Origin of the sequence: Streptomyces sp. DT224 (genome assembly GCF_049844595.1) — a bacterium.
GTDB lineage: Bacteria > Actinomycetota > Actinomycetes > Streptomycetales > Streptomycetaceae > Streptomyces.
The window spans coordinates 1-21730 of sequence record NZ_JBNCLI010000018.1; the positions used below are offsets into that span (position 1 = coordinate 1).

The 21730-nt window shown below is 73.8% G+C and carries 12 protein-coding genes; 7 read left to right on the top strand and 5 right to left on the bottom strand.

Annotated features, from left to right (window positions below):
* Positions 1-328: 328 nt before the first annotated feature.
* Positions 329-883 (bottom strand): MarR family winged helix-turn-helix transcriptional regulator, encoded by a 555-nt coding sequence (locus ACLQ2N_RS33695; RefSeq protein WP_018101704.1) that lies wholly within the window; start codon positions 881-883, stop codon positions 329-331.
* A 155-nt stretch (positions 884-1038) separates the two neighbouring features.
* Between ACLQ2N_RS33695 and ACLQ2N_RS33700 the strand changes: the two genes are divergently transcribed.
* Positions 1039-2334, top strand: a complete 1296-nt coding sequence (locus ACLQ2N_RS33700) for an MFS transporter (RefSeq protein WP_425819382.1) — start codon at positions 1039-1041, stop codon at positions 2332-2334.
* 9 nt (positions 2335-2343) lie between these two features.
* Here the strand turns inward: ACLQ2N_RS33700 and ACLQ2N_RS33705 are convergent, their stop codons facing one another.
* Positions 2344-4005, bottom strand: coding sequence for an ATP-binding SpoIIE family protein phosphatase (locus ACLQ2N_RS33705; RefSeq protein WP_425819224.1), 1662 nt, complete (start codon positions 4003-4005; stop codon positions 2344-2346).
* Positions 4006-4184: 179 nt separating this feature from the next.
* Positions 4185-5501, bottom strand: coding sequence for an NAD(P)/FAD-dependent oxidoreductase (locus tag ACLQ2N_RS33710; protein ID WP_425819226.1), 1317 nt, complete (start codon positions 5499-5501; stop codon positions 4185-4187).
* A 419-nt stretch (positions 5502-5920) separates the two neighbouring features.
* Here ACLQ2N_RS33710 and ACLQ2N_RS33715 point away from each other — a divergent pair, with 419 nt between their 5' ends.
* Positions 5921-6799, top strand: a complete 879-nt coding sequence (locus ACLQ2N_RS33715; RefSeq protein WP_425819228.1) for a TetR/AcrR family transcriptional regulator — start codon at positions 5921-5923, stop codon at positions 6797-6799.
* Between the two features lie 227 nt (positions 6800-7026).
* The gene (locus ACLQ2N_RS33720) at positions 7027-9063 is read left to right on the top strand and encodes a sigma-70 family RNA polymerase sigma factor (protein WP_425819230.1); all 2037 of its coding nucleotides are present in this window, start codon (positions 7027-7029) and stop codon (positions 9061-9063) included.
* Positions 9064-9113: 50 nt separating this feature from the next.
* On the opposite strand, the gene ACLQ2N_RS33725 is transcribed toward ACLQ2N_RS33720, so the two are convergent.
* The gene (locus ACLQ2N_RS33725; protein WP_425819232.1) at positions 9114-12626 is read right to left on the bottom strand and encodes an AfsR/SARP family transcriptional regulator; all 3513 of its coding nucleotides are present in this window, start codon (positions 12624-12626) and stop codon (positions 9114-9116) included.
* A 264-nt stretch (positions 12627-12890) separates the two neighbouring features.
* Entirely contained in the window at positions 12891-14999 is a 2109-nt protein-coding gene (locus ACLQ2N_RS33730; RefSeq protein WP_425819234.1) for an asparagine synthase-related protein, read from the bottom strand.
* Between the two features lie 1247 nt (positions 15000-16246).
* On the opposite strand from ACLQ2N_RS33730, the gene ACLQ2N_RS33735 reads away from it, so the two are divergent.
* The 4 genes from ACLQ2N_RS33735 to ACLQ2N_RS33750 all read left to right on the top strand — a co-directional run bounded on the left by ACLQ2N_RS33735 (position 16247) and on the right by ACLQ2N_RS33750 (position 21715).
* Complete coding sequence (locus tag ACLQ2N_RS33735) at positions 16247-17824, top strand: sporulation protein (RefSeq protein ID WP_425819236.1); 1578 nt, start codon at positions 16247-16249, stop codon at positions 17822-17824.
* A 92-nt stretch (positions 17825-17916) separates the two neighbouring features.
* A complete protein-coding gene (lhgO, locus tag ACLQ2N_RS33740; RefSeq protein ID WP_425819238.1) occupies positions 17917-19167 on the top strand; it encodes an L-2-hydroxyglutarate oxidase in 1251 nt (416 codons plus the stop codon).
* Positions 19168-19238: 71 nt separating this feature from the next.
* A complete protein-coding gene (gene trmB, locus ACLQ2N_RS33745) occupies positions 19239-20105 on the top strand; it encodes a tRNA (guanosine(46)-N7)-methyltransferase TrmB (protein WP_425819384.1) in 867 nt (288 codons plus the stop codon).
* Between the two features lie 50 nt (positions 20106-20155).
* Complete coding sequence (locus ACLQ2N_RS33750; RefSeq protein WP_425819240.1) at positions 20156-21715, top strand: PrsW family glutamic-type intramembrane protease; 1560 nt, start codon at positions 20156-20158, stop codon at positions 21713-21715.
* The last annotated feature ends 15 nt before the right edge of the window (positions 21716-21730 follow it).

Below are 21730 nucleotides of genomic sequence, written 5' to 3' on the forward strand. Positions count from 1 at the left end.
CTTTCGCGTTTCCCTTTCCGGCGAGTCCGACTCTATCAGATCCTTTCGGGCCTGATTCCCAGTCAGCGGGGCTTGTCCTCCGGGCTGTTGGGCCCTTCCGACGTCCAAAACTCTAGCGGATTTTCCCGGCGGCTCATAATCGGGCCTTCGAAACGAATTTCGGCATGCCGAAAATTCCCCGAACGGGAGATCGTGCTGAGTTTGGAGTGCCGCATCCGCGGCGGGATCAGTCACCACAGAACCGTTCAGGCTCCGTGGCAACCCGAAGAACCTTACGGATCGCCGAGGGGTGTGTCAACCCCCGCCCCTGCCTCCCCGGCAGGGCCACTCAGTCCAGGTCGGTGAGCCGACCGCCGGCGTCCGGCTGGGCATGCTCCACCCTCCGCAGCAGGCGGGTCAGCATCGCTCCGAGCACCCCCCGCTCCTCGCCGTCGAGGTCCTGGAGCAGGTCCGCCTCGAAGTCCGTGGCCATCCGCATCGCCTCCAGCCACTTCGTACGCCCCTCGTCCGTCAGCTCCACGATGACGCGGACGCGGTTGTTCTCGTCGCGGTCGCGGGTCACCAGCCCCTCACCGGCCATCCGGTCGATCCTGTGCGTCATCGCGGCCGGGGTGAGCCCGAGCCGCTTGGCGAGTTCCCCGGGACCGAGGCGGTAGGGCTCCCCTCCCAGGACGAGGGTCTTCAGCACCTCCCACTCGGCGTTGCTGATGCCGAGCGCGGCGAGCTGTCTGCCGTACGCGACGTTCATCCGGCGGTTCAGCCGGCCGAGCGCGGAGACGACCTGTTCGACCTGGGGGTCCAGGTCGCGGTACTCGCGCTGGTAGGCGGCGATCTGCTCGTCGAGGCTCGGCTCATCGAGTCCGGGCTCGGTGGTGTCGGACATGGCGCGCAGTATGGCATGCCACCCATAGCCGTCGAAGTCCTTCGGCTCGTAGTATTCAACATCTAACTTTAGTGGTAAAGTCTTCGGGTTCGAGTCGTTCGATCGGTACGGCTCAGAGGTTCGAGAGCTTGAGGTAGGTGAGTGTGACCAGGGAAATGGGCGCAGCGCTGCGGCGGATCCAGCTGGGGAGCGCGCTGAGCGCGTTCGGGCTCGGGTTCACCTTTCCGTACCTGTACGTCTATGTGGCACAGGTGCGGGATCTGGGCGCCGGTACGGCGGCGATCGTGCTGGCGGTCTTCGCCATGGCGGCCCTTGCCGTCCTGCCGTTCACCGGCCGGGCGATCGACCGTCGCGGGCCGCTGCCCGTGCTCATCGCAGCCTCCGGTGTCGCCTCCCTCGGCGCCATCGCCCTCGGCGTTTCCTCGCAGGTCACCACCGCTGTCCTGGCTGCGGCCGTGCTCGGCGCGGGTACCGCTGTCATGCAGCCCGCGCTCGCGACCATGCTCGTCCGGTGCACCGGCGCCGCCACCCGCACACGGGCCTTCGCCATGCAGTTCTTCCTGCAGAACCTGGGCCTGGGCATCGGCGGCCTGGTCGGCGGGCAGATCGTCGACACGAGCAGCCCGGCGTCGTTCACGCTGCTGTTCCTGATCGAGGCGGTGATGTTCCTGGTGCTCGGCGTCATCGCGGCGACCGTGCGGATGCCGAACGCGTCCATGAGTGCGCCGGAGACGGTGGCCGGGGCGCCTGCGGCGCGCGGCGGACTGCGTGCGCTGGTCTCGCACCGCGCGATGGTGCAGCTGTGCGTCCTTGGCTTCGTGCTGTTCTTCGCCTGCTACGGCCAGTTCGAGTCCGGGCTCGCGGCGTACGGCACCGAGGCCGCCGGGATCGAGCCCTCCACGCTCGGCGTGGCTCTGGCCGCCAACACCGCCGTGATCGTCGTCGCCCAGTTCGTGGTGCTGCGTCTCGTGGAGCGCCGGCGGCGCACCCGGGTCATCGCGGCTGTCGGCCTGATCTGGGCCTTCGCCTGGATCGTGGCCGGTTACGCGGGCCTGGGGCACGGCAGCCAGACCATGGCGACGGCGGCGATGATCTCCACGTACGCGCTGTTCGGCCTCGGCGAGTCCATGCTCTCGCCGACCGTCGCACCGCTGGTCGCTGACCTGGCGCCGGAGTCAATGGTCGGCCAGTACAACTCGGCGTTCGCGCTCTGCAAGCAGCTCGCGCTGGCCGTCGGCCCGGCCGTGGGCGGTCCGATGGGGGCCTCCCTGCACGGCCCGTACATCGTGACGTTCGTCGTGTTCTCGCTCGGCATCACCGCGCTCGCGCTGCGCCTCGGCCGACGGCTCACCCCCGTACAGGACCGGCCCGCGCTCGCACACGCGCCGTCGCGGGTGGTGGCCGTCTCCGTGCCGGAGAGCGCGCCGGAGCCCGTGGCCGCCGCGCGCTGAGCGCGGACGCTACTGCGGCAGAACGAATTCGCACCACACCGCCTTGCCGCCGCCCGGCGTGCGGCGACTCCCCCACGACGTGGCGATCGAGGCCACGATCGAGATGCCCCGGCCCGCCTCGTCCGCCGGTTCGGCGCGGCGGCGGCGCGGCAGGTGGTCGTCGCCGTCGGTCACCTCGATGATCAGGCGGCGGTCCGTGCGGCGCAGGCCGAGGCGCATCGGCGGCGTGCCGTGCTGGAGGGAGTTGGCGACCAGCTCGCCGGCGGCGAGGACCCCGAGATCGCACAGCTCCACCGGGAAACGCCACGAGGCCAGCACGCCCGTCGCGAAGGCACGGGCGCGGGGAGCCGCCTCGATGCCGCCGAGCAGATCGAGCGAGGCGTTGTGGAACAGCTCGGCGGCGGCGCCCGTGCGCGCCGGATGCTGCACGACCAGGACCGCCACGTCGTCGTCGTGCTCGGCGGTCACGTTGAGGGAGCGGATCAGCCGGTCGCAGACGACCTGCGGCGCGCCCGTCGCCCCGGACAGCGCCCGCTCCAGCGCCCCCACGCCCTCGTCGATGTCCTCGCTGCGGCGCTCGACCAGCCCGTCCGTATAGAGGACGGCGGTGGAACCGGGCGGCAGCGGGATCGTGCCCGAGGTGTGGATCCAGCCGCCGGTGCCGAGCGGCGGGCCGATCGGGTCCTCCGCTCGGCGGACCGTGCCGTCCTCCTCGCGCACCAGGATCGGCAGATGGCCCGCGGAGGAGTAGACGAGCAGTCCCTCGTTGGGATCGTGAACGGCGTAGGCGCAGGTGGCGATCTGGCTGGCGTCGATCTCGGCGGCGAGCCCGTCGAGCAGCTGGAGGACCTCGTGCGGCGGAAGGTCCAGCCGGGCGTACGCCCGTACGGCGGTGCGGAGCTGCCCCATGACGGCGGCGGCGCGCACCCCGCGCCCCATCACGTCGCCGATGACCAGTGCGGTGCGGCCCGCGCCGAGGGTGATGACGTCGTACCAGTCGCCGCCGACCGCGGCGTCCGTGCCACCCGGCTGGTAGGTGGCGGCGATCCGCAGGTCGTCGGGCTGTTCCAGCTCCTGCGGGAGCAGGGAGCGCTGGAGCGTCACGGCGGTTTCGCGGTGCCGGCCCTCGCTGGCGCGCAGCCGCTCGGCGGCCTCGGCGTGATCGGTGACGTCTGCCGCGTACACGAGGACTCCGCCGTCGCGGCCCTTCTCCTTGTCGGGGCGCACGGGCGTGCAGGTCACGGTGTACGAACGGCCGTCGGCGGCCTTGCGGGACTTGACCGTGCGCGGGGTGCCGCTGCGCAGGACCTGGTCCATGAGGGGGAGCAGGCCGATCTGGGTCAGTTCGGGCATCACCTCGGCGGCCGGGGCGCCGCAGGGCCGGGGGCCGAAGGCGGCGGTGTACGCGTCGTTGACGTAGGCGACGTGGTGGCCGGTGCCGTGCACCAGGGCGACGAGGGCGGGCAGCCGGCCCAGGATGTCGCGGGCGGAGAGGTCCTCCAGATCGGGCGCCGAGGGCAGGGGGACGCCGGCGGACCCGCCCTGCGGCGGGGCGGCGCCCGGTTCGGCCCGGGTGTACTCGGCGCGGGCCGCCGGTACGGAGCTGTGGTCCTCCCGGGCGGCGCGACGCTGCGTACCGGGGAGGCGGGCGCTCCAACGCGTGAAGTTCACGGAATTTCTGGCCTCGTGTGTCGGTCTGGTCCGCTCGGGCGGGTGCTTCCTCTGCCAGGGCGTCGGGCGCGTTCGTCGCTCCTGGGGCGGTCTTCGCTGGTCACTGTCGGTTGCTGCCGGCCGGGTCACTCTGTGCAGATGTGGGCCCACCCATGGTCACACGTCCAGTGTGTCGGACCCTACTGACAGTCGTCCCCGTCGGGCCGCGGCCGGCGCCCGGCGGCGAGTTCGAACTCGGCCCGGGGATGCTCCAGGGAGCCCAGGGAGACGATTTCGCGTTTGAAGAGGCCGGCGAGCGTCCATTCGGCCAGGACGCGTGCCTTCCGGTTGAAGGTCGGGACCCGGCTCAGGTGGTACATGCGGTGTATCAGCCAGGCCGGATACCCCTTGAGCCGGCGCCCGTAGATGTGTGCGACGCCTTTGTGGAGTCCGAGCGAGGCGACGGAGCCCGCGTAGCTGTGCCGGTATTCGGTGAGCGGTCCTCCGTCGAGTGCGGCGGCGACGTTGTCCGCGAGGATCTTCGCCTGGCGGACGGCGTGCTGGGCGTTGGGGGCGGTCGTACGGCCGGTTCCGGCAGCGGTGAGGTCGGGTACGGCGGCGGCGTCCCCCGCTGACCAGGCGTGCTCGGTGCCCTCGACGGTCAGCTTCGCCGTGCAGACGAGCCTGCCGCGTTCGTCCAGGGGGAGGCCGGTGGCGGCGAGGAGTGGCGCTGGCTTGACGCCGGCCGTCCACACGAGGGTGCGGGTGGGGAAGCGGGAGCCGTCGCTGAGCACGGCGACGCGGTCCTCGCAGGAGTCCAGCCGGGTGTCGAGGCGTACGTCGATGTTGCGTCCCCTCAGTTCCCGTACGGCGTACCGGCCGAGGGATTCGCCGACTTCGGGCAGGATGCGGCCGGTGGCCTCCACGAGGATCCACTTCAGGTCCTCGGCCTTGATGTTGTGGTAGTACCGCGAGGTGTAGCGGGCCATGTCCTCCAGCTCCGCGAGCGCTTCCACGCCTGCGTAGCCGCCGCCGACGAAGACGAAGGTCAGGGCGGCGTCACGGACGGCGGGGTCGCGCGTGGCGGACGCGATGTCCATCTGTTCGATGACGTGGTTGCGCAGCCCGATGGCCTCCTCGATCGTCTTGAAACCCACACCGTGGTCGGCGAGGCCGGGGACGGGGAGGGTACGCGAGACGGACCCGGGGGCGAGGACGAGCTCGTCGTACTCGATCTCCAGGGCGCCGGTGCCGTCCTCGCCGCTGGCGAGGGTGGTGACCGTGGCGGTGCGCTTGGCGTGGTCGATGGCCCGGGCCTCGCCGATGACGATGGTGCAGTGCGGCAGGACGCGGCGCAGCGGTACGACGACATGGCGCGGCGAGATCGAGCCGGCGGCGGCCTCGGGGAGGAACGGCTGGTACGTCATATAGGGCTCGGGCGCGACCACCACGATCTCTGTCTCGCCGCTTCTCAGTCTCTGCTTCAGCTTCCGCTGGAGACGCAGCGCTGTGTACATCCCGACGTAGCCCCCGCCGACGACAAGGATGCGCGTACCCGGCGGGGGGCCGGGGGGTGTGCCCCCGGAAGCTGAAGCCATCACCACCCCATGACGCAACGTGCACCGGAGTTTGTCCACAGCCCCGGCAAATTGTGTGACCGGAGGTCATGGACGGGCCGCTGGTGCCGGACGGCCTGCTGGTTCGCAAGCTTCGCAGGTCAGGCATCGCGGTAGGGGGCCGGGACGGGGATCAAGTGGTGACCAACCGGTCCTTGCGCCGATCGGGGGGCGCTCCGGGCGGAACTGCCCTCTTCTGAATTGACCCTGGCTCAACTATGTTCGTATGTCGTCGGGGTGTCGGACCGTGCAGATCAGTCCCCCCGCGACGAACACGGCGGGAGTCTCCGGGGGGAGACGTCATAACCGGGGGAACAGTTATGGACATTCAGGAAACGCATTGGCCGGCTACTGCTGTCACGCCTGAAGAAAGCGGACCTATCGGGGCGGTTGGCACCCTCAACGGAACGGGCGGCACCACGACGGCCGCGCCTCCGGCGGCGGTGAACGGGCTGGGCAACGGACTCGGTGCCCAGCCCGGTGGCGCGTCGGCGCACGCACGATCGGCACCGCTGCGGGTGGACGCGCAGCGCAACCTCGAGCACGTGCTGCGCGCTGCGCGCGAGGTGTTCGGGGAGCTGGGGTACGGCGCTCCGATGGAGGACGTGGCCCGCCGGGCCAGGGTCGGCGTCGGCACGGTCTACCGGCGTTTCCCCAGCAAGGACGTGCTGGTGCGGCGGATAGCCGAGGAGGAGACCTCCCGGCTGACCGACCAGGCGCGTTCCGCGCTCGGGCAGGAGGACGAGCCGTGGTCGGCGCTCTCGCGCTTCCTGCGGACCTCCGTGGCCTCGGGGGCGGGGCGCCTCCTGCCCCCGCAGATACTGCGGGTCGGGGTGGAGGCCGAGGACGCGACCGTGGTCGGGGAGGCCGGCGAAGCCGCGGGGGACGAGCCGCGGGTGCCCCAGCAGCGGCAGGAGACGGGCACGGCCGCGACCCGGGCGGTGTCCCGGCAGCGGCCCGGTCCGGAGACCGGCGGCGAGGACCTGGGCGCCGGTGCGACCGAGCTGCTGGAGGTCGTGGGGCGGCTGGTCGACCGGGCACGGACCTCGGGCGCGCTGCGCCACGACGTGACGGTCTCCGACGTCCTGCTGGTGATCGCGACGGCCGCCCCCGCGCTGCCGGACGCGGTCCAGCAGGCGGCGGCCTCTTCCCGACTGCTGGACATCCTGCTGGAGGGACTGCGCTCACGGCCCGAGTGACGGGTGCGGGGCACGGGGGTGCGGGGCGGGCCGCGACGTCCTGCCTCTCACCCACCGTCATGTCGACCGGACCCCTGCCCCTGCCCCGAATGAGTGCCCGCTAGTGCTCACATTCGGGGAGGACGCCCCGGATGAGTGGTTGGTGGGACGGAGGGCCCGGCGCGTCGGCGCTCTGTGGCACGCTTGCCCGGTATTCGGGTCCGATGGCGCATACGGGGGCGTCCGCGATGAGCGGTGACGGGCAGAGGGAAGAGTCGTACGACGGTGTGGCCACCGCCGGTGGCGGCAGTACGGGGGCGGCCGGCTCGCCTGGGCACCAGGTACCGGGCCAGGCCGTTTCCGGCCATCAGGACGTCGGCGCGGACGCGGACAACCCCGGCGGAACGGTCCTGCCGGGCCCCTGGCCGCCCGCACCGGTCGAGGACGACGGTGCGGCAGAAACTTCCGGGAGCCCCGGCGCGGGCCCCGCCGGGACCGTTCCCGCCGTACCGATGCAGCGGGCGGGGCGGGGCTCAGGCAGGGCGGACGGGGCGGCCGGGCCTTCGGACGCGCAGTTGATCCAGCGCATGCGGGAGGGCGACGACCTCGCGTACGACGAGCTGTTCCGGCGCCACTCCCAGGCGGTCCGCCGCTACGCCCGCACCTGCTGCCGGGACGCGCACACCGCCGATGATCTGACCGCCGAGGTCTTCGCCCGGACCCTGCAGGCGGTACGGGGCGGCAAGGGGCCCGAGGAGGCGGTGCGCGCCTATCTGATGACGGCGGTCCGGCACGTCGCCGCCGCCTGGACGAAGACCGCGAAGCGCGAGCAACTGGTGGACGACTTCGCCGCGTTCGCCGCTCAGGCCGCCCGGTCATCGGAGGTGTCCGACGACGACACCCTCGACCTCGGCGCGGACGTGCTCGCGATGCACGAGGCCGAGCAGTCGATGGCCATGCAGGCGTTCCGCAGCCTCCCGGAGCGCTGGCAGGCCGTCCTGTGGCACACCACCGTCGAGGAGGAGTCGCCCAGCGACGTCGCGCCCCTGTTCGGACTGACCGCCAACGCCACATCGGTGCTGGCCAGCCGGGCACGTGAAGGGCTCAAGCAGGCGTATCTGCAGGCCCATGTGAGCCAGGCGCTCACCTCCGGCGGCGACTGCGCGCGGTACGCCGACCGGCTCGGCGCGTATGCCCGGGGTGGGTTGCGGATGCGGGCGGAGCGCGGGCTGCGGGGGCACCTGGACGAGTGCGCGAAGTGCCGGGTGGCGGCGGGCGAGCTGGCCCAGGTCAACGCCGGTATCCCCGCGCTGCTCCCGGTCGCGGTCATCGGCTGGTTCGCCGCCGGGTACGCCCTCAAGGCCGCCGGGATCGTGGCGGGGGGCGCGGTCGGCGCCGCCGGGGCGAGTGCCGCGGCGGCGGCCACCGGAGGGGGCTCGGCCACGGGCACGGCAGGTGGTGCGGCGGCCTCCGAAGGGCTCGGCGCACCTGCCAAGGCCAGCATCGCCGCGGCGGTGGCCGTCGCGGCGGCGGCCGGGCTCGTCTGGGCCCTGGTGGGCGACGACAGCCCCCGGCCCGAGGCGAAGCCGGTCCCCAAGCCCCCGGCCGCGGCGCCCGCCGTGCCCTCGCCCACGCCGCCGAAGCCGACCCCGCCGGAGCCGGCGCCGCCGAAGCCCGCGCCGCCGGTCCTCCCACCGCAGGAGCCCACGCCCCCGCCCACGCCCGAACCGACACCGACGCCCACACCGACGCCTCCGCCGAGTCCCACTCCGCCGCCGAAGCCCACTCCGCCGCCGAAGCCTTCCGCCCCACCGCCCACCCGGACCCCGCCGCCTCCCGTGCCGGCACCGGACGTCTACCAGGTCAGCGAGCTGGGCTACACCCTCTTGGGCGACCACACCGCGCCCGAGGTGGTGCTCGGGGAGAGCGGCTGGATCTGGCAGCGCTCCGGCATGTCCGTCGGCGGCACGCGGTACGCGCACGGGGTGACCGTCAACAACCGTTCCTCGGTGGTCATCCAGCTGAACCGTCAGTGCACCCGGTACGAGGCCATGGCCGGGGTGGACGACCTCACCCTGGGTCTCGGCGCGGTGCGGTTCTCGGTGTTCGGCGGGGACGGGAGGCGGCTGTGGCAGTCCCCCGTGGTGCGGGGCAACGACCCGGCCGTGCCGGTCGGGGTGAATGTGGCGGGCCAGCAACGGATTCGGCTGGTGGTCGAACCGGAGCGGCCGTTCGGCAGGGTCGCCCTGGCGGACTGGGCGGAGTCACGCATCAGCTGCCGCTGACGATCGCGGGAGCCCCGCCTCGGCTCCTCGGCGCGGCCTGACGGCGCGTGTCACGGCAGGTCCGCGACGATCTCCTGCAGCAATGCGATGACGTCGTCCAGGGACAGCCCATGGCCCGCCGCGCGCTCCTCCTCGTAACGCGCGGAGCCCAGCGCCCCGCGGCACAGGCGTTCTGCCGCATCGGCCTCGGCCTGCTCCCCCTCGCTCCGAGGGGGTGACGTCCGTCGCCAGTCGTCGGCGGCGACGGACACGCGGACGGCCACCGCGTGATGGCCGAGCCTCGCTAGGACCGACACCGCGCCGTCCGCCAGATGCGCCGTGACGATCTCGGCGCACCGGGCCTCCTTGGCCGCGACGAGGGCCCCGGTCAGCCCACGCGCCCCAGCGACGAGGCCGCCTTCGGGCCCGGGTTCGTACACCGCGATCCGCGCCGACAGGCCGGCCATCGCCACGGTGAAGTGCGACGGCGGGCCGCCGCGCCCGGCCTCCTCCAGGGCGGCCGTGAGCAGCCGCCGGGCGTCCGCGATGTCGCCCCGGTAGTACGCCATGGTGGCGCGCAGATAGTGGACGTACGCGGTGGCGTCATGGGCCTGGTGGCGTTCGGCCTCGGCCTCCGAACTGTCGAGCCGCTGCTGGGCTCCCGCCAGGTCTCCGGTCCGGTAGGAGAGTTCGGCGAGCCGGGCCAGGAGGAACGGAGCCTCGGCATGGGCGCCGACCTCGCGGGCGAGCAGCAGCGCCTCCTCGTACGCGGTGCGCGCCTCGGTATAGCGTCCGCGCATCATGCCCGCTTCCGCCGCCGCGCTCGCCACCTGGGCGCGCATCCAGCGGTCCCCGACGCGGCGGCTCAGGGCGCGCAGTTCCTCCAGATCATCGTCGATCCCGGGCATCCCGCCCGGCATGTCGACCACCATGTGTGCCCGGAACATCAGGATGACGCCGTACTCCCACGGGCCGCCGTGCGCACGGGCCTTGTCGACCGCCGCGTCGATCTGCCGCCTGCCGTCCTCCGGCGTACCGGTGAGATACGCGGTCATCGGCCAGAGCAGTCCCGGGAACCGGACGCTGTGGGTGAGCGAGGTGGCGAACGCGTCGGCTACCCGGACCACCAGCGCGTGGAGCGCGGTGTCGTCGTGTGCCATCGCGGACTGCCCGCTCTCTGCCGCGAAGAAGAACCACAGCATGTGCAGGTTCATCCGGGGCCAGTACCGGGGGTCCGACTCGTCGGTGGGCTCGGGGCCGAGGGCAAGGGCCTTCCGGGTCCAGGACAGGCCCTCGGAACGGTAATTGCGAAGCCACCAGAACCAGCCCATGCCCAGCACCAGACGGGCCGCCTCCACTTCGGCGGAGGCAGATGGCGAGGTGGAGCGCTGGAGGGCGGCCCGAATGTTGTCGAGGTCGGTCTCCAGGCGCTGGATCCAGGGCAGCTGGTCGCCGGAGCGCAGGAGCGGCTCGGCCTCCTCGACCAGGGCGAGGAAGTACGCGGTGTGCGCTGTCTCGGCGGCCGCACGCACCTCCGGGTCCTCGGTGCACCGCTCGGTGGCGTACTCGTGGATCGTCTCCAGCAGGCGGTAGCGCATCGCGCCGTCCGCGTCCGGTGCGGCGACCACCAGGGACTTGTCGACCAGCGCCCCGAGCAGGCCGGCGGTGTCGGCGGGAGGTCCGCCGGAGACGGCCGGTGTCCTGATGACCGCTTCGGCGGCGGCCAGGTCCCATCCGCCCGCGAAGACCGAGACCTGCCGCAGGGCCGTGCGCTCGTCCTCGTCCAGGAGGTCCCAGGACCAGTCGACAACCGCTCGCAGCGTCTGCTGGCGAGGCAGTACGGTCCGGCTGCCGCCCGTCAGCAGACGGAACCTGTCGTCGAGCCGGTCCGCGATCTGACGCGGTCCGAGCAGACGGAGCCGGGCGGCGGCCAGTTCGATCGCGAGCGGCAGCCCGTCCAGCCGACGGCAGATCTCCGCGATGGCGTCCGCGTCGTGCGCGGGCCCCTGACCGGGGTCGAAGCCGGGGCGCACGGCCCTGGCGCGCTCCGTGAACAGGCGGTACGCGGGGTCGGCGGGGAGGGGGCCGACCGGTCGTACGGACTCGCCGGGGACCGCGAGCGGTTCCCGGCTGGTGGCGAGGATACGCAGATGCGGGCAGCGGGTCAGCAAGGTCTCGGCCAGTGCGGCGGCGGCGCCGATGACGTGCTCGCAATTGTCGAGGACCAGGAGAACGGGCGCGGGGCGGGCGCCGTGGCCCAGGCGGTCGACAAGAAGGTCGACCGGGTCCGCGCGCGGGGGCGCGCCATCAAGGGCGGTGTCCCGCAGCAGGGCGGTCTCGCGCAGCCCGAGCGCGGAGAGCACCGCGCCGGGGACGGCCTCGGGGTCCTCGACGGGGGCGAGTTCGGCGATCCAGATGTCCGGAGGAGCGGAGCCGGAGGCGGAGGCCAGGTGTGCGGCGGACTCCTCGGCGAGGCGGGTCTTCCCGGAACCGCCGGGGCCGGTGAGGGTGACCAGCCTCGACCGGGTCAGGTCGTCGCGGATGGCGCGCAGTTCGGGCTCGCGCCCCACGAAGGAGGTCAGCCGGGGACGCAGATTGCTCCGACCGTGTTTCACGTGAAACAACCCGGTTTCGGCCGGTGCGGGCGCCGGGGTGAGGAGTTCGCGGTGCAGGGCCGCCAGTTCGGGCCCGGGATCGGTGCCGAGCCCGTCGGCGAGGGCCCGGCGCGCGTCCTCGTACGCGGCGAGCGCGTCGGCCTGCCGGCCGTCGGCGCGCAGGGCCCGTATCAGCTGGGCCCGGAAGCGTTCGTCGTACGGGTGGGCGGCGGTCAGTTCGGTCAGCTCGGCAACCAGGGCGGCGGCGGACGGGGCGAGGGCCTCGCCGGGCTCGGCGGCGTAGGGCTCGGCAAGGGAGCCCGTCTCGAAAGCGGGCTCCGTGGCGTCCCCGGCCTCCGCAGCTCGCGCGAAGCCGGAGACCCCAGCGGCGGCCCCCGAGCCCCCGGCCGCAGCGGTGATCGCGGCGCGTCCCGCACGCGGAGCCGTGGGCGCGGCGCCGAAGCCCGCACCCCCGACGCCGCCCCTCGCGCGGCGCAGGTCCGCCTCGATGCGGCGTTCCAGGGCGGCGAGACGGTGGGCCTCGGGGCGGAGTGCATGGCCCTGCTCCCCGCCGGGCAGGTCGGCCAGGGCCGGGCCGCGCCAGAGGGCGAGCGCGCGCCGCAGGGTCCGGGCGGCCTCGTCCGATGCACCCGCCTCCAGTTCGGCCCCACCGTGCCGGGCCAGCCGCTCGAACACATAGAGGTCGACGTCGTCCGGGCCGGCCGTAAGGCGGTAACCACCCGGCGTACTGGCCAGTGCCTCCCGGCCCAGCACCCTGCGGAGCCGTCCGACGAGGGCCTGGAGCGCGGCGGGCGCGTCGGCGGGGGGATCGTCCGCCCAGACGTCGTCCACGAGGTCGGCCACGGGCACGGGACGTCCCGGCCGCAGGGCGAGGGCGGCGAGAAGGGCACGCAGCCTGCTGCCGCCGAGGGGCAGCACACCACCGTTCTCGTCTCGCGCCTCGGTGGCGCCCAGGATCAGATACCGCACGTCACCATTGTGTCCCGCGGAACCGCCGGTGAGCAGCGGTCGGACGGACCGGGACGCCTGAGGACGAACCCACCCCGCCGCGCCCACACTCCCCGGGGACGCCCGAGCACGACCCACCCCGCCGCGCCCACACCCCCGGGAACGCCCGAGGACGAACCCGCCGCGACCCGACCCCACCCGGAACACCCGAGGACAAACCCACCCCGCCGCGCCCCACTCCCCGGGACACCCGAGCACGACCCACCCCGCCGCGCCCCACCCCTCTCACCCCTGAAGCGAGCGCCGGGCCGGGACGACACCCCCCGCCACCGCGCGCTGGCGGGGGGCCGCTGTGCCGGTCCAGCAGGTGCCGCGCCGGGAGACGAGGCGGCGTAGCCACAGTTCCGTGGAGGCGAGCTCGGCGAGGCCGTCCAGGGGCAGCGGCTCGCCCTCGGAGGCCGCGCGCAGGGCCTTGCGTACGACGCGAGCCTCCACCAGTCCGGCGTCGGCGAGCAGCGGGGCGTCGAAGAGCGCGATCAGCTCAGGCAGGGCGGCGCGCAGCCCGGTCCGGGTCACCGCCGTCGAGGTGTACTGCGAGGGGGCGCCCCAGCCGGGAGGCAGCTCGTGGATGCCCGCGCCCGCCAGCACGCGGCGCAGGATCGCCGCGCGGGCGCCCGGCTGGACCCGCAGCGACTCGGGCAGCGCACGGGCCGCGCGTACGACCTGGTTGTCCAGGAAGGGGGCGTGCAGCCGCTGGCTGCGGATCTCGGCGGCCTGCTCCAGGATGCGGTGGTCGGCGGCACTGCGGGCGAGGGCGGCCCTCGCCCGGGCCTCTCCCGGGCGCTGGACCGAGGACGGGCGGATCGCCGCCTCCTGAAGGCGAACCGAAACTTCTGCCAGCGCCTCGCCGGTCAGCCACCGGGCGGCCGGCCCCGGTCTCGACCAGGCGAGTGCGGCGAGCGAGGCGTCGGCCGGGGTGTCGAGGCCGGGCGCGATGCGGTTGGCGTCGGGCAGCCGGCCGGCAGCCGTTTCGAGGCCGGTGCGATAGGACGTACGGGCCAGCTTGCGGGCCGCCCGGTACACGGTCAGCGGTACGAACAGCGAGTGCGCGGTGGGGCCTTCGGCCTTGGCGAGGGCGGCGACCGGGCGCAGCAGGTGGCGGCGGCGCCGGTCCATCAGCAGGTCGGCGAGGCGGGCCGGGTGGGCGTCGAGCACCTGCCGGGCGCCGGCGCCCACGAAGTGGTCGGCGCTGCCCGCGGAGAGCCGGCGCCGGTGGCGTTCGGCGAGGACGAGGGAGGGGGCCGGCTCGTCGGTGAGCGGGCCGGCGCCCAGCTCGGCGTAGGGCAGGGCCTCTTCGCCCGCCGCGACGACGACGTGGTGGAGGCGGGGGTTGGCCGCGATGGCACGGGCCCGCTCGAGTTCGGGTTCGTGGGCGCGGGTCGTCAGGTCGTTGAAGGTGACGGCGAGCAGCCGCTCCCCCGCACCGGTGCCGTGGCCCAGGATCGTGCCGGGCAGCCCGGGGAGACCGGCGGCGAGCAGGGCGAGGGTCGCCGACGCGCTGCCCCCGGAGAGGTCGGCGCCGATGCCGGGCACGGGGGCGCCCCGGGCGGCGCGGCGTTCGGCCGGGCCCATACCGGGAACCGGACCGGGGTCGGGCGGCAGGGTCTCCGGCGCGTGGCGCGGAGCCAGGAGCCGGGCGCGCACCGCTTCGACCAGGGCGTCGCGCACCCCGTCGACGGCGCTCACCGGGTCGAGCTCGGGCGCGGCCACGGCGAGGGAGGCCACCGCCTCGTATCCGGTGATCTCCCGTGAGCCCTCGCGGAGGATCAGGGCGTGTCCGGGCGGGATGCGCTTCACGCCCGCGTAGGGCGTGCCGTCCCGCAGCGCCTCCGGGGTCTCGGGGCAGGCCAGCAGGGCGGCCAGGTGGCCGATGTCGAGCTGGGCCTCGATGAGGTCGGCGAGCGGCAGCGCGGCGGTGGCGTACGCCGTGCCGCCGGCCCAGGGCGTGTAGAAGACCGGGCGGGCTCCGGCGAGGTCGCCGACGACGGTGATCCGGCGGCCGATCTGGACGACGACCGTGTAGCTCCCGGTCCATGCGGTCAGGTGGCGCAGGGCGCCGCCCCGGGCGGCGAGCAGCCCGACGCGCAGCTGTTCGTCGGTGGCCCCGCAGCAGCCGAGAACGGCGAGCCGGACCATGGGGGCACCCTCGGCGGTGTCCACCCGGACGGTGCGGATCTCGTCGGGCCGCCAGTCACCGACCGCCCAGAGCGGATCGGGGTCGCCCCAAAGGAGTTGGGAGCCCACGGGGTGCATCGTGCGCCCGTCGCCGCCGCCCACCGCCCCGGCCGTGCCGAAGCTCGCGGCGATACTGCTCCAACCCACCAACCAACGCATCGCCGCCTCCACAGGCTGTGGACAACAACGGCGCGGCAGGCAAGCACCCGGAGAACTCCGGTGACGATCGGCGCCGTTGCGGACATGCTGCCACGACAACGGCGCGCAGGAGTGGCTACGGACGGCGCACGTCGTGAGCGCATGCGCCCCTGGCAAAGGCCGCGATGCGGACGCCGCGACGTGCGTTCCGCACAGCGCCCGCCCGCGTCACCCGGAAGGACAACGGAATTACGGATTCCGGGCGTTGCGTTCCCCCGCTCGGTCCCGCGCGAACGGCCCGCTTCCAGCCAAGCCCCGAACCCGGGTCGCGCGGCGGCGGAACGGTCGGCGCCCCCTCCGGCCCGACCTCGCCCGACCGTCGATATCCGGCCAATCTCGGCGCAGAGGGGAACCGTTGATCTCATGATGCGTTGACCGATTCATATGCGTTTAACCGCATTCCATCGACGTCGCCCCGGTCAGCGCATCCGCAAGGCCCCGCCCCTGCCGCACCGTCGGCCCGCCCCTGCGGAACACACGGTCCGGGGGGCGGGCCTCGCCCCCCGGACCGGTCCACCGCCTGCGGGGAATGAGGCGGCGATATCCCCCAGCCCCCTGCTTCCAACGCAGCGGGCCGATCCACGCAGCACCCATGCAAGCGCCGCCTCCCGGGCCGGGCCAGAGCGCACATGCGGGCGCACGGCCACACACCGGGGTGCACGCACCGAGCCCTCGGCGGACCCCGACCGACCCGGCCGGACCCGACCGGTACGCCGGCTGTCGCGTACGCCCCGCGCGCCGGTCCGCGCTGGTCGGCGGGCGGCGGAAGCGGCGGGACGAAGCCCGTACACGGCTGCGGCGAAGCGGAATCGCACACCCTCACCGGCCGACCCGCACCCCGCCCCGGCGATCTCCACTCCTCCTCCCCCGCACCCCCGTCATTCCCCCGCTCTTCCTTCTCCCTTCCTCCGCCGCGCGTTCGCCTCCACAACCTCATCCACCCCTCACGCCACTTCCCGTCCCACGGCAATCCGCGAGTGGCCGGGACGGACAACAATCCCGCCATACGGACGTCCGGCCCTTAACGGTAGGGATGCGACGAACTACGCTGGGTGTACTGATGTTCTCTGCAGGGCGGCATATTCCCCGGGGCACGGCCACATGCGTGTGCGGGCGGAGTGACAGGGTTCGTCCCTGGGGAGAACACGGTACGAATGCCGCGCGCCGAGACGGTGACGCGGCTGCCGTCTGTGTGTCGAGGGGTGGCCATGTCCAGGGAGCAACGAGGACCGAACGAGAAGCTCGGCACCGTTCTCGCCCTCGCGGGAATCAGCAACGCCGGGCTCGCGCGGCGGGTCAACGACCTCGGGGCGCAACGCGGACTGACCCTCCGCTACGACAAGACGTCCGTCGCCCGGTGGGTCTCCAAGGGCATGGTGCCCCAGGGCGCCGCGCCCCATCTCATCGCCGCGGCGATCGGCGCCAAGCTGGGCCGGCCCGTTCCGCTGCACGAGATCGGTCTCGCCGACGCCGATCCGGCGCCGGAGGTCGGGCTGGCATTCCCGCGCGACGTGGACGCGGCCGTCCGGTCGGCGACGGATCTGTACCGGCTGGATCTGGCCGGGCGGCGCGCGGGCAGCGGCGGGATATGGCAGTCGCTCGCGGGCTCGTTCTCGGTGAGCGCGTACGCCACACCCGCGTCCCGCTGGCTGATATCCCCCGCCGACCCGTCGGTCGCACGGACATCGGCCACCATCGGGGGGCAACCACCCGGCGCACACGGCGCACCGGGGGCGCACGGCCCCACCGGAGCGCCCGTACAGCCGGGCACCCCCGCGTCGCCCGCCCAGGCGACCGGCACGGCCACCGGCCACAGCCTGCTCATCCCCGCACAGCCCGGCCCCGAATCCGGAGCCGACGCCTCCTCGCTGCGCGTCGGCCACAGCGACGTCTCCAAACTGCGCGAGGCCGCCCAGGACGCGCGCCGTTGGGACTCCAAATACGGCGGCGGCGACTGGCGCTCCTCGATGGTCCCGGAGTGTTTACGCGTGGACGCGGCCCCGCTCCTGCTCGGCTCGTACAGCGACGAGGTCGGCCGTGCGCTGTTCGGCGCGGCGGCCGAGCTGACCCGGCTCGCCGGCTGGATGGCCTTCGACACCGGCCAGCAGGAGGCGGCCCAGCGCTATTACATCCAGGCACTGCGCCTCGCGCGGGCGGCGGCCGACGTGCCGCTCGGCGGCTATGTCCTGGCGTCGATGTCGCTCCAGGCGACCTACCGCGGCTTCGCCGACGAAGGCGTCGACCTCGCGCAGGCCGCCGTCGAGCGCAACCGGGGCCTCGCGACCTCCCGCACGATGAGCTTCTTCCGCCTGGTCGAGGCCCGCGCGCACGCGAAGGCGAACGACGCACCGGCCGCGGGGGCCGCGCTCAAGGCGTCCGAGAGCTGGCTCGAACGCTCTCGGGAGGGCGACGCCGACCCGGCGTGGCTGGGCTTCTACTCGTACGACAGATTCGCGGCCGACGCCGCCGAGTGCCACCTCGACCTGAAGGCGCCCCGACAGGTCCGGCGCTTCACCGAGCAGGCGCTGTCCCGGCCCACCGAGGAATTCGTCCGCTCGCACGGGCTGCGGCTCGTCGTGTCGGCCGTCGCCGAGCTGGAGTCGGGCAATCTGGACGCCGCCTGCGCGGCGGGCACCCGGGCCGTGGAGGTGGCGGGCCGCATCTCGTCGGCGCGGACCACGGAGTACGTGCGCGACCTGCTGCACCGCCTGGAGCCGTACGGGGACGAGCCGCGCGTCGTGGAGCTGCGCGAGCGCGCCCGCCCTCTTCTGGTCGCCCCGGCATAGCGGTCGCGATTCCCGGGAAGCGCCACGCTGGCCGCACGGGTTCGGGTGCGTTGTCAGTGGGTCGGTGCACTATCGGGGTGGGAGGTGGCGTGATGATGACGCACGCGGCGTACGACTGCGATGTGCTGGTGATCGGCGGCGGGATCGTCGGCCTGTCGGCCGCGTACGCGCTCACGCGCACCGCGCCGGGCACCCGCGTGACCGTGCTGGAGAAGGAGAGGGGCCCGGGGCGCCACCAGACGGGGCGCAACAGCGGGGTGATCCACAGCGGGATCTACTACCCGCCGGGCTCGCTCAAGGCACGGTACGCGCTGCGCGGCAGCGCCGAGATGACCGACTTCTGCCGGGACCACTCCATCGCCCACGCGGTGACCGGCAAGCTGATCGTCGCCACGGACCGCGCCGAGCTGCCCCGGCTGCACGCCCTGGTCCAGCGCGGCCGCGAGCACGGTCTGCCGGTGCGCGAGCTGGGGCCCGCGCAGATCGCCGAGTACGAGCCGAAGGTGCGGGGCCTCGCCGCGATCCGGGTCGGCACGACGGGCGTATGCGACTTCCGGGCGGTCGCCGGGCGCCTCGCCGACGAGGTACGCGGCGCGGGCGGCGTGATCCGCTTCGGCGCCGAGGTCGCGGCGATCGACCGCCGCCCCTGGGGCGTGGCCGTGCGCACGGCCGACGGTCTCGTGGTCCGGGCCAGGGTGCTGGTGAACTGCGCGGGGCTGCACTGCGACCGGATCGCCCGGCTGGCAGGCGACGACCCGGGGATGCGGATCGTGCCGTTCCGGGGGGAGTACTTCGAGCTGGCGCGGCCCGAGCTGGTGCGCGGGCTCGTCTATCCGGTGCCCGACCCGACGTTCCCGTTCCTCGGCGTCCACCTGACCCGGGGCTTCGACGGCTCCGTCCACGTCGGTCCCAACGCGGTGCCCGCCACCGCCCGCGAGGGCTACGGCCGGCCCGTCGTCCGGCCCCGCGAGCTGATGGACACGCTCAGCTGGCCGGGCTCGTGGCGCATGGCCCGAAGGCACTGGCGGTACGGGGCCGGTGAGGTGCACCGCTCCCTCTCGAAGCGCGCGTTCACGGAGGCGGTCCGCCGCCTCCTGCCCGAGGTCACGGAGGAGGACCTGCGCCCCGCGCCGGCCGGGGTCCGCGCCCAGGCCGTGCTCCGCGACGGCACACTGGTGGACGACTTCCTGATCCGCGAGGCCCCGCACACGGTGCACGTGCTGAACGCCCCGTCGCCCGCCGCCACCGCCTCGCTGCCCATCGGCCGCGAGGTGGCCCGCCGCGCCCTGCTCCGGGCCCGGGCGGCCGGCTGGAAGCCGCCGGAGCGCGCGGCGGCGGGGTGACCCCGTGCCTGTCGGCACCGGACGCCCCCGGACGCCCGGCCCCGTAGAATCAGGGCATTGTGTCTGAGCCGATGAACCCCTCCCGCCCGACGCCCGGCGACCCCGCCGAGGCGGACGGCGCCGCGTCCGCAGCGCCCGACGGCACCGTGCCCACCACCGCCGGAATCCCGGACGACGTGCGGGCCGCGTCCCTGGAACGCGCGCGCCGGATGCGTCAGCAGCCCCGCTTCCCCGGCGGCCCCGCGGCCGACCCGGCCGGCTCGCACCACGAGCGCCGCATCCGCAGCTTCCAGCCGCGCCGCAGCCGGGTCACGCCCGGCCAGCAGAACGCCCTGGAACGGCTATGGCCCAAGTGGGGCCTGGACATCGACGGGTTGAGCGTCCTCGACCTGCCCGCCCTGTTCGGCGGGCTCCCGGTGGTGCTGGAGATCGGCTTCGGCATGGGTGAGGCCACCGCGCAGATGGCGGCCGACGACCCGGGCACCGGCATCCTCGCCGTCGACGTGCATACGCCCGGTCAGGGCAACCTGCTCGGTCTCGCCGACCGGAACGGCTCGACCAACATCCGGGTCGCCAACGGTGACGCGATCATCCTGCTGCGCGAGATGCTGGAGCCGGAGTCGCTGGACGGGCTGCGGGTCTACTTCCCCGACCCGTGGCCCAAGTCCCGCCACCACAAGCGCCGGCTGATCCAGCCGGAGTTCCTGGACCTGGTGGCGGGGCCGCTGAAGCCCGGCGCGATCGTGCACTGCGCGACCGACTGGGAGCCGTACGCCGAGCAGATGCTCGACGTGCTGACCGCGCATCCCCGCTTCGAGAACACGGTGGCCGACGGCGGCTACGCCCCGCGCCCCGCCTTCCGCCCGCGGACCCGGTTCGAGGGCCAGGGCCTGGGGAAGGGCCACGTGGTGCACGACCTGCTCTTCGCACGCGTCTGAGCCGGGCGGACACCATGGCCGTTGTCGGACCCGCTCGTTAGGGTCGAGGGGTGTCCGACGGGTCTGTTCAGCGACAAGAGCGGGATCAGCCGGCCGTCCCGGTGCTCCAGGAGCAGCGGGTCGGCGAGATCCTGGCCGCCGTGCCGGCGCGTGGCCAGTGGCGCTACCGCCCGCGCCGCGTCGGCCTGCTCTGGCGGAATCGGACGTTCCGAGCGGTCGCCGTCTCCACGCTGCTCGCGCTCTGCGGGGTGGTGATCCTCGCCCTGGTCCGCGACCAGACCGGCACCGAGGGATTCCTCGTCGGCCTGGGCCTGGCCGTCCTGCCGGTCCCCGTGCTGATGACCGCCTTCCGCTGGCTGGACCGGGTCGACCCGGCACCGTGGCGGAATCTGCTGTTCGCCTTCGCGTGGGGCGCGTGCGCGGCGGCCCTGGTCGCCATCCTCGCCAACTCGTTCGCGGTCCGGTGGATAGCCGACAGTGATCCGGGGAACGCGGACACCCTCGGCGCCACGGTCATCGCACCGGTGGTCGAGGAGAGTGCCAAGGCGGCGGCCGTCCTGCTGCTCTTCCTCTTCCGCAGGCGGGAGTTCACCGGGATCGTGGACGGCGTCGTCGCCGCCGGCTTCACGGCGACGGGGTTCGCCTTCACCGAGAACATCCTCTACCTGGGCAACGCCTTCGGTGAGGACCAGCAGACGGACTCCGGCTTCGCGGCGGTGACCGTGGTGACGTTCCTGGTCCGGGCCGTCATGACCCCCTTCGCCCACCCGCTCTTCACCGTCCTGACCGGCATCGGTCTCGGGATCGCCGCGAGCACCGCACCCGGCCGCCGGGTGCGGCTCATCGCCGTCCCGCTGCTCGGCCTGGTCCTCGCCATGGGCATGCACGCCCTGTGGAACGGCTCGGCGACCTTCGGCCGGTACGGCTTCTACATCGTGTACGGGGCGTTCATGGTCCCGGTCTTCGGCCTGGTGACCTGGCAGGTGGTCCGGGCCCGCCGCAAGGAGCTGCGCTCCCTGGCCGTCGAGCTCCCCGCGTACGCCGAAGCCGGCTGGCTCACGCCCGACGAGCCCCGCGCCCTCGCCTCCATGCGGGCCCGTGCCCTCGCCAGGAACGCGGCGCGCCGGCGGTACGCGGCGAGCGTCTCCGGCCATCCGTACCACCCGGCGTACGCGACGGTCCGCGCCAAGGAGGCGAAGGAGCGCGGCAGGGCGGCGGCGCGTGCGGTCGCCGAGTACGAGGCGTTCGCGACGTCCCTCGCCTCCCTGCGGCGGCAGGCCGGCCGGGGCAGGGCGGACCCGGACTTCGCCGCGCGCGAGCTGGAGCTGCTGCACCACCTGTGGCAGCGCCGTGAGATCGCCGGCCCAGCCCTCGCGTACGCGGCCCGGGCCACCCACCGCCGGCCGCCCGGCTACACGGCCGCCTGGCCGCCCGGCCGGCCGTACGCGGGCACCACGCCGTACGCGTACGGCGGCCCGCCCCCGTACAACGGCGCCCCGAACTCGTACATCGGCCCGTCCCCGTACCCGGCACAGCCCTACGACCAGCAGCCCCGCACCGCACCGCCCTGCACCGGAGGTCACCGGCCCGATCCGTACACAGGCCGGTGACCTCCGCGCAGGCGA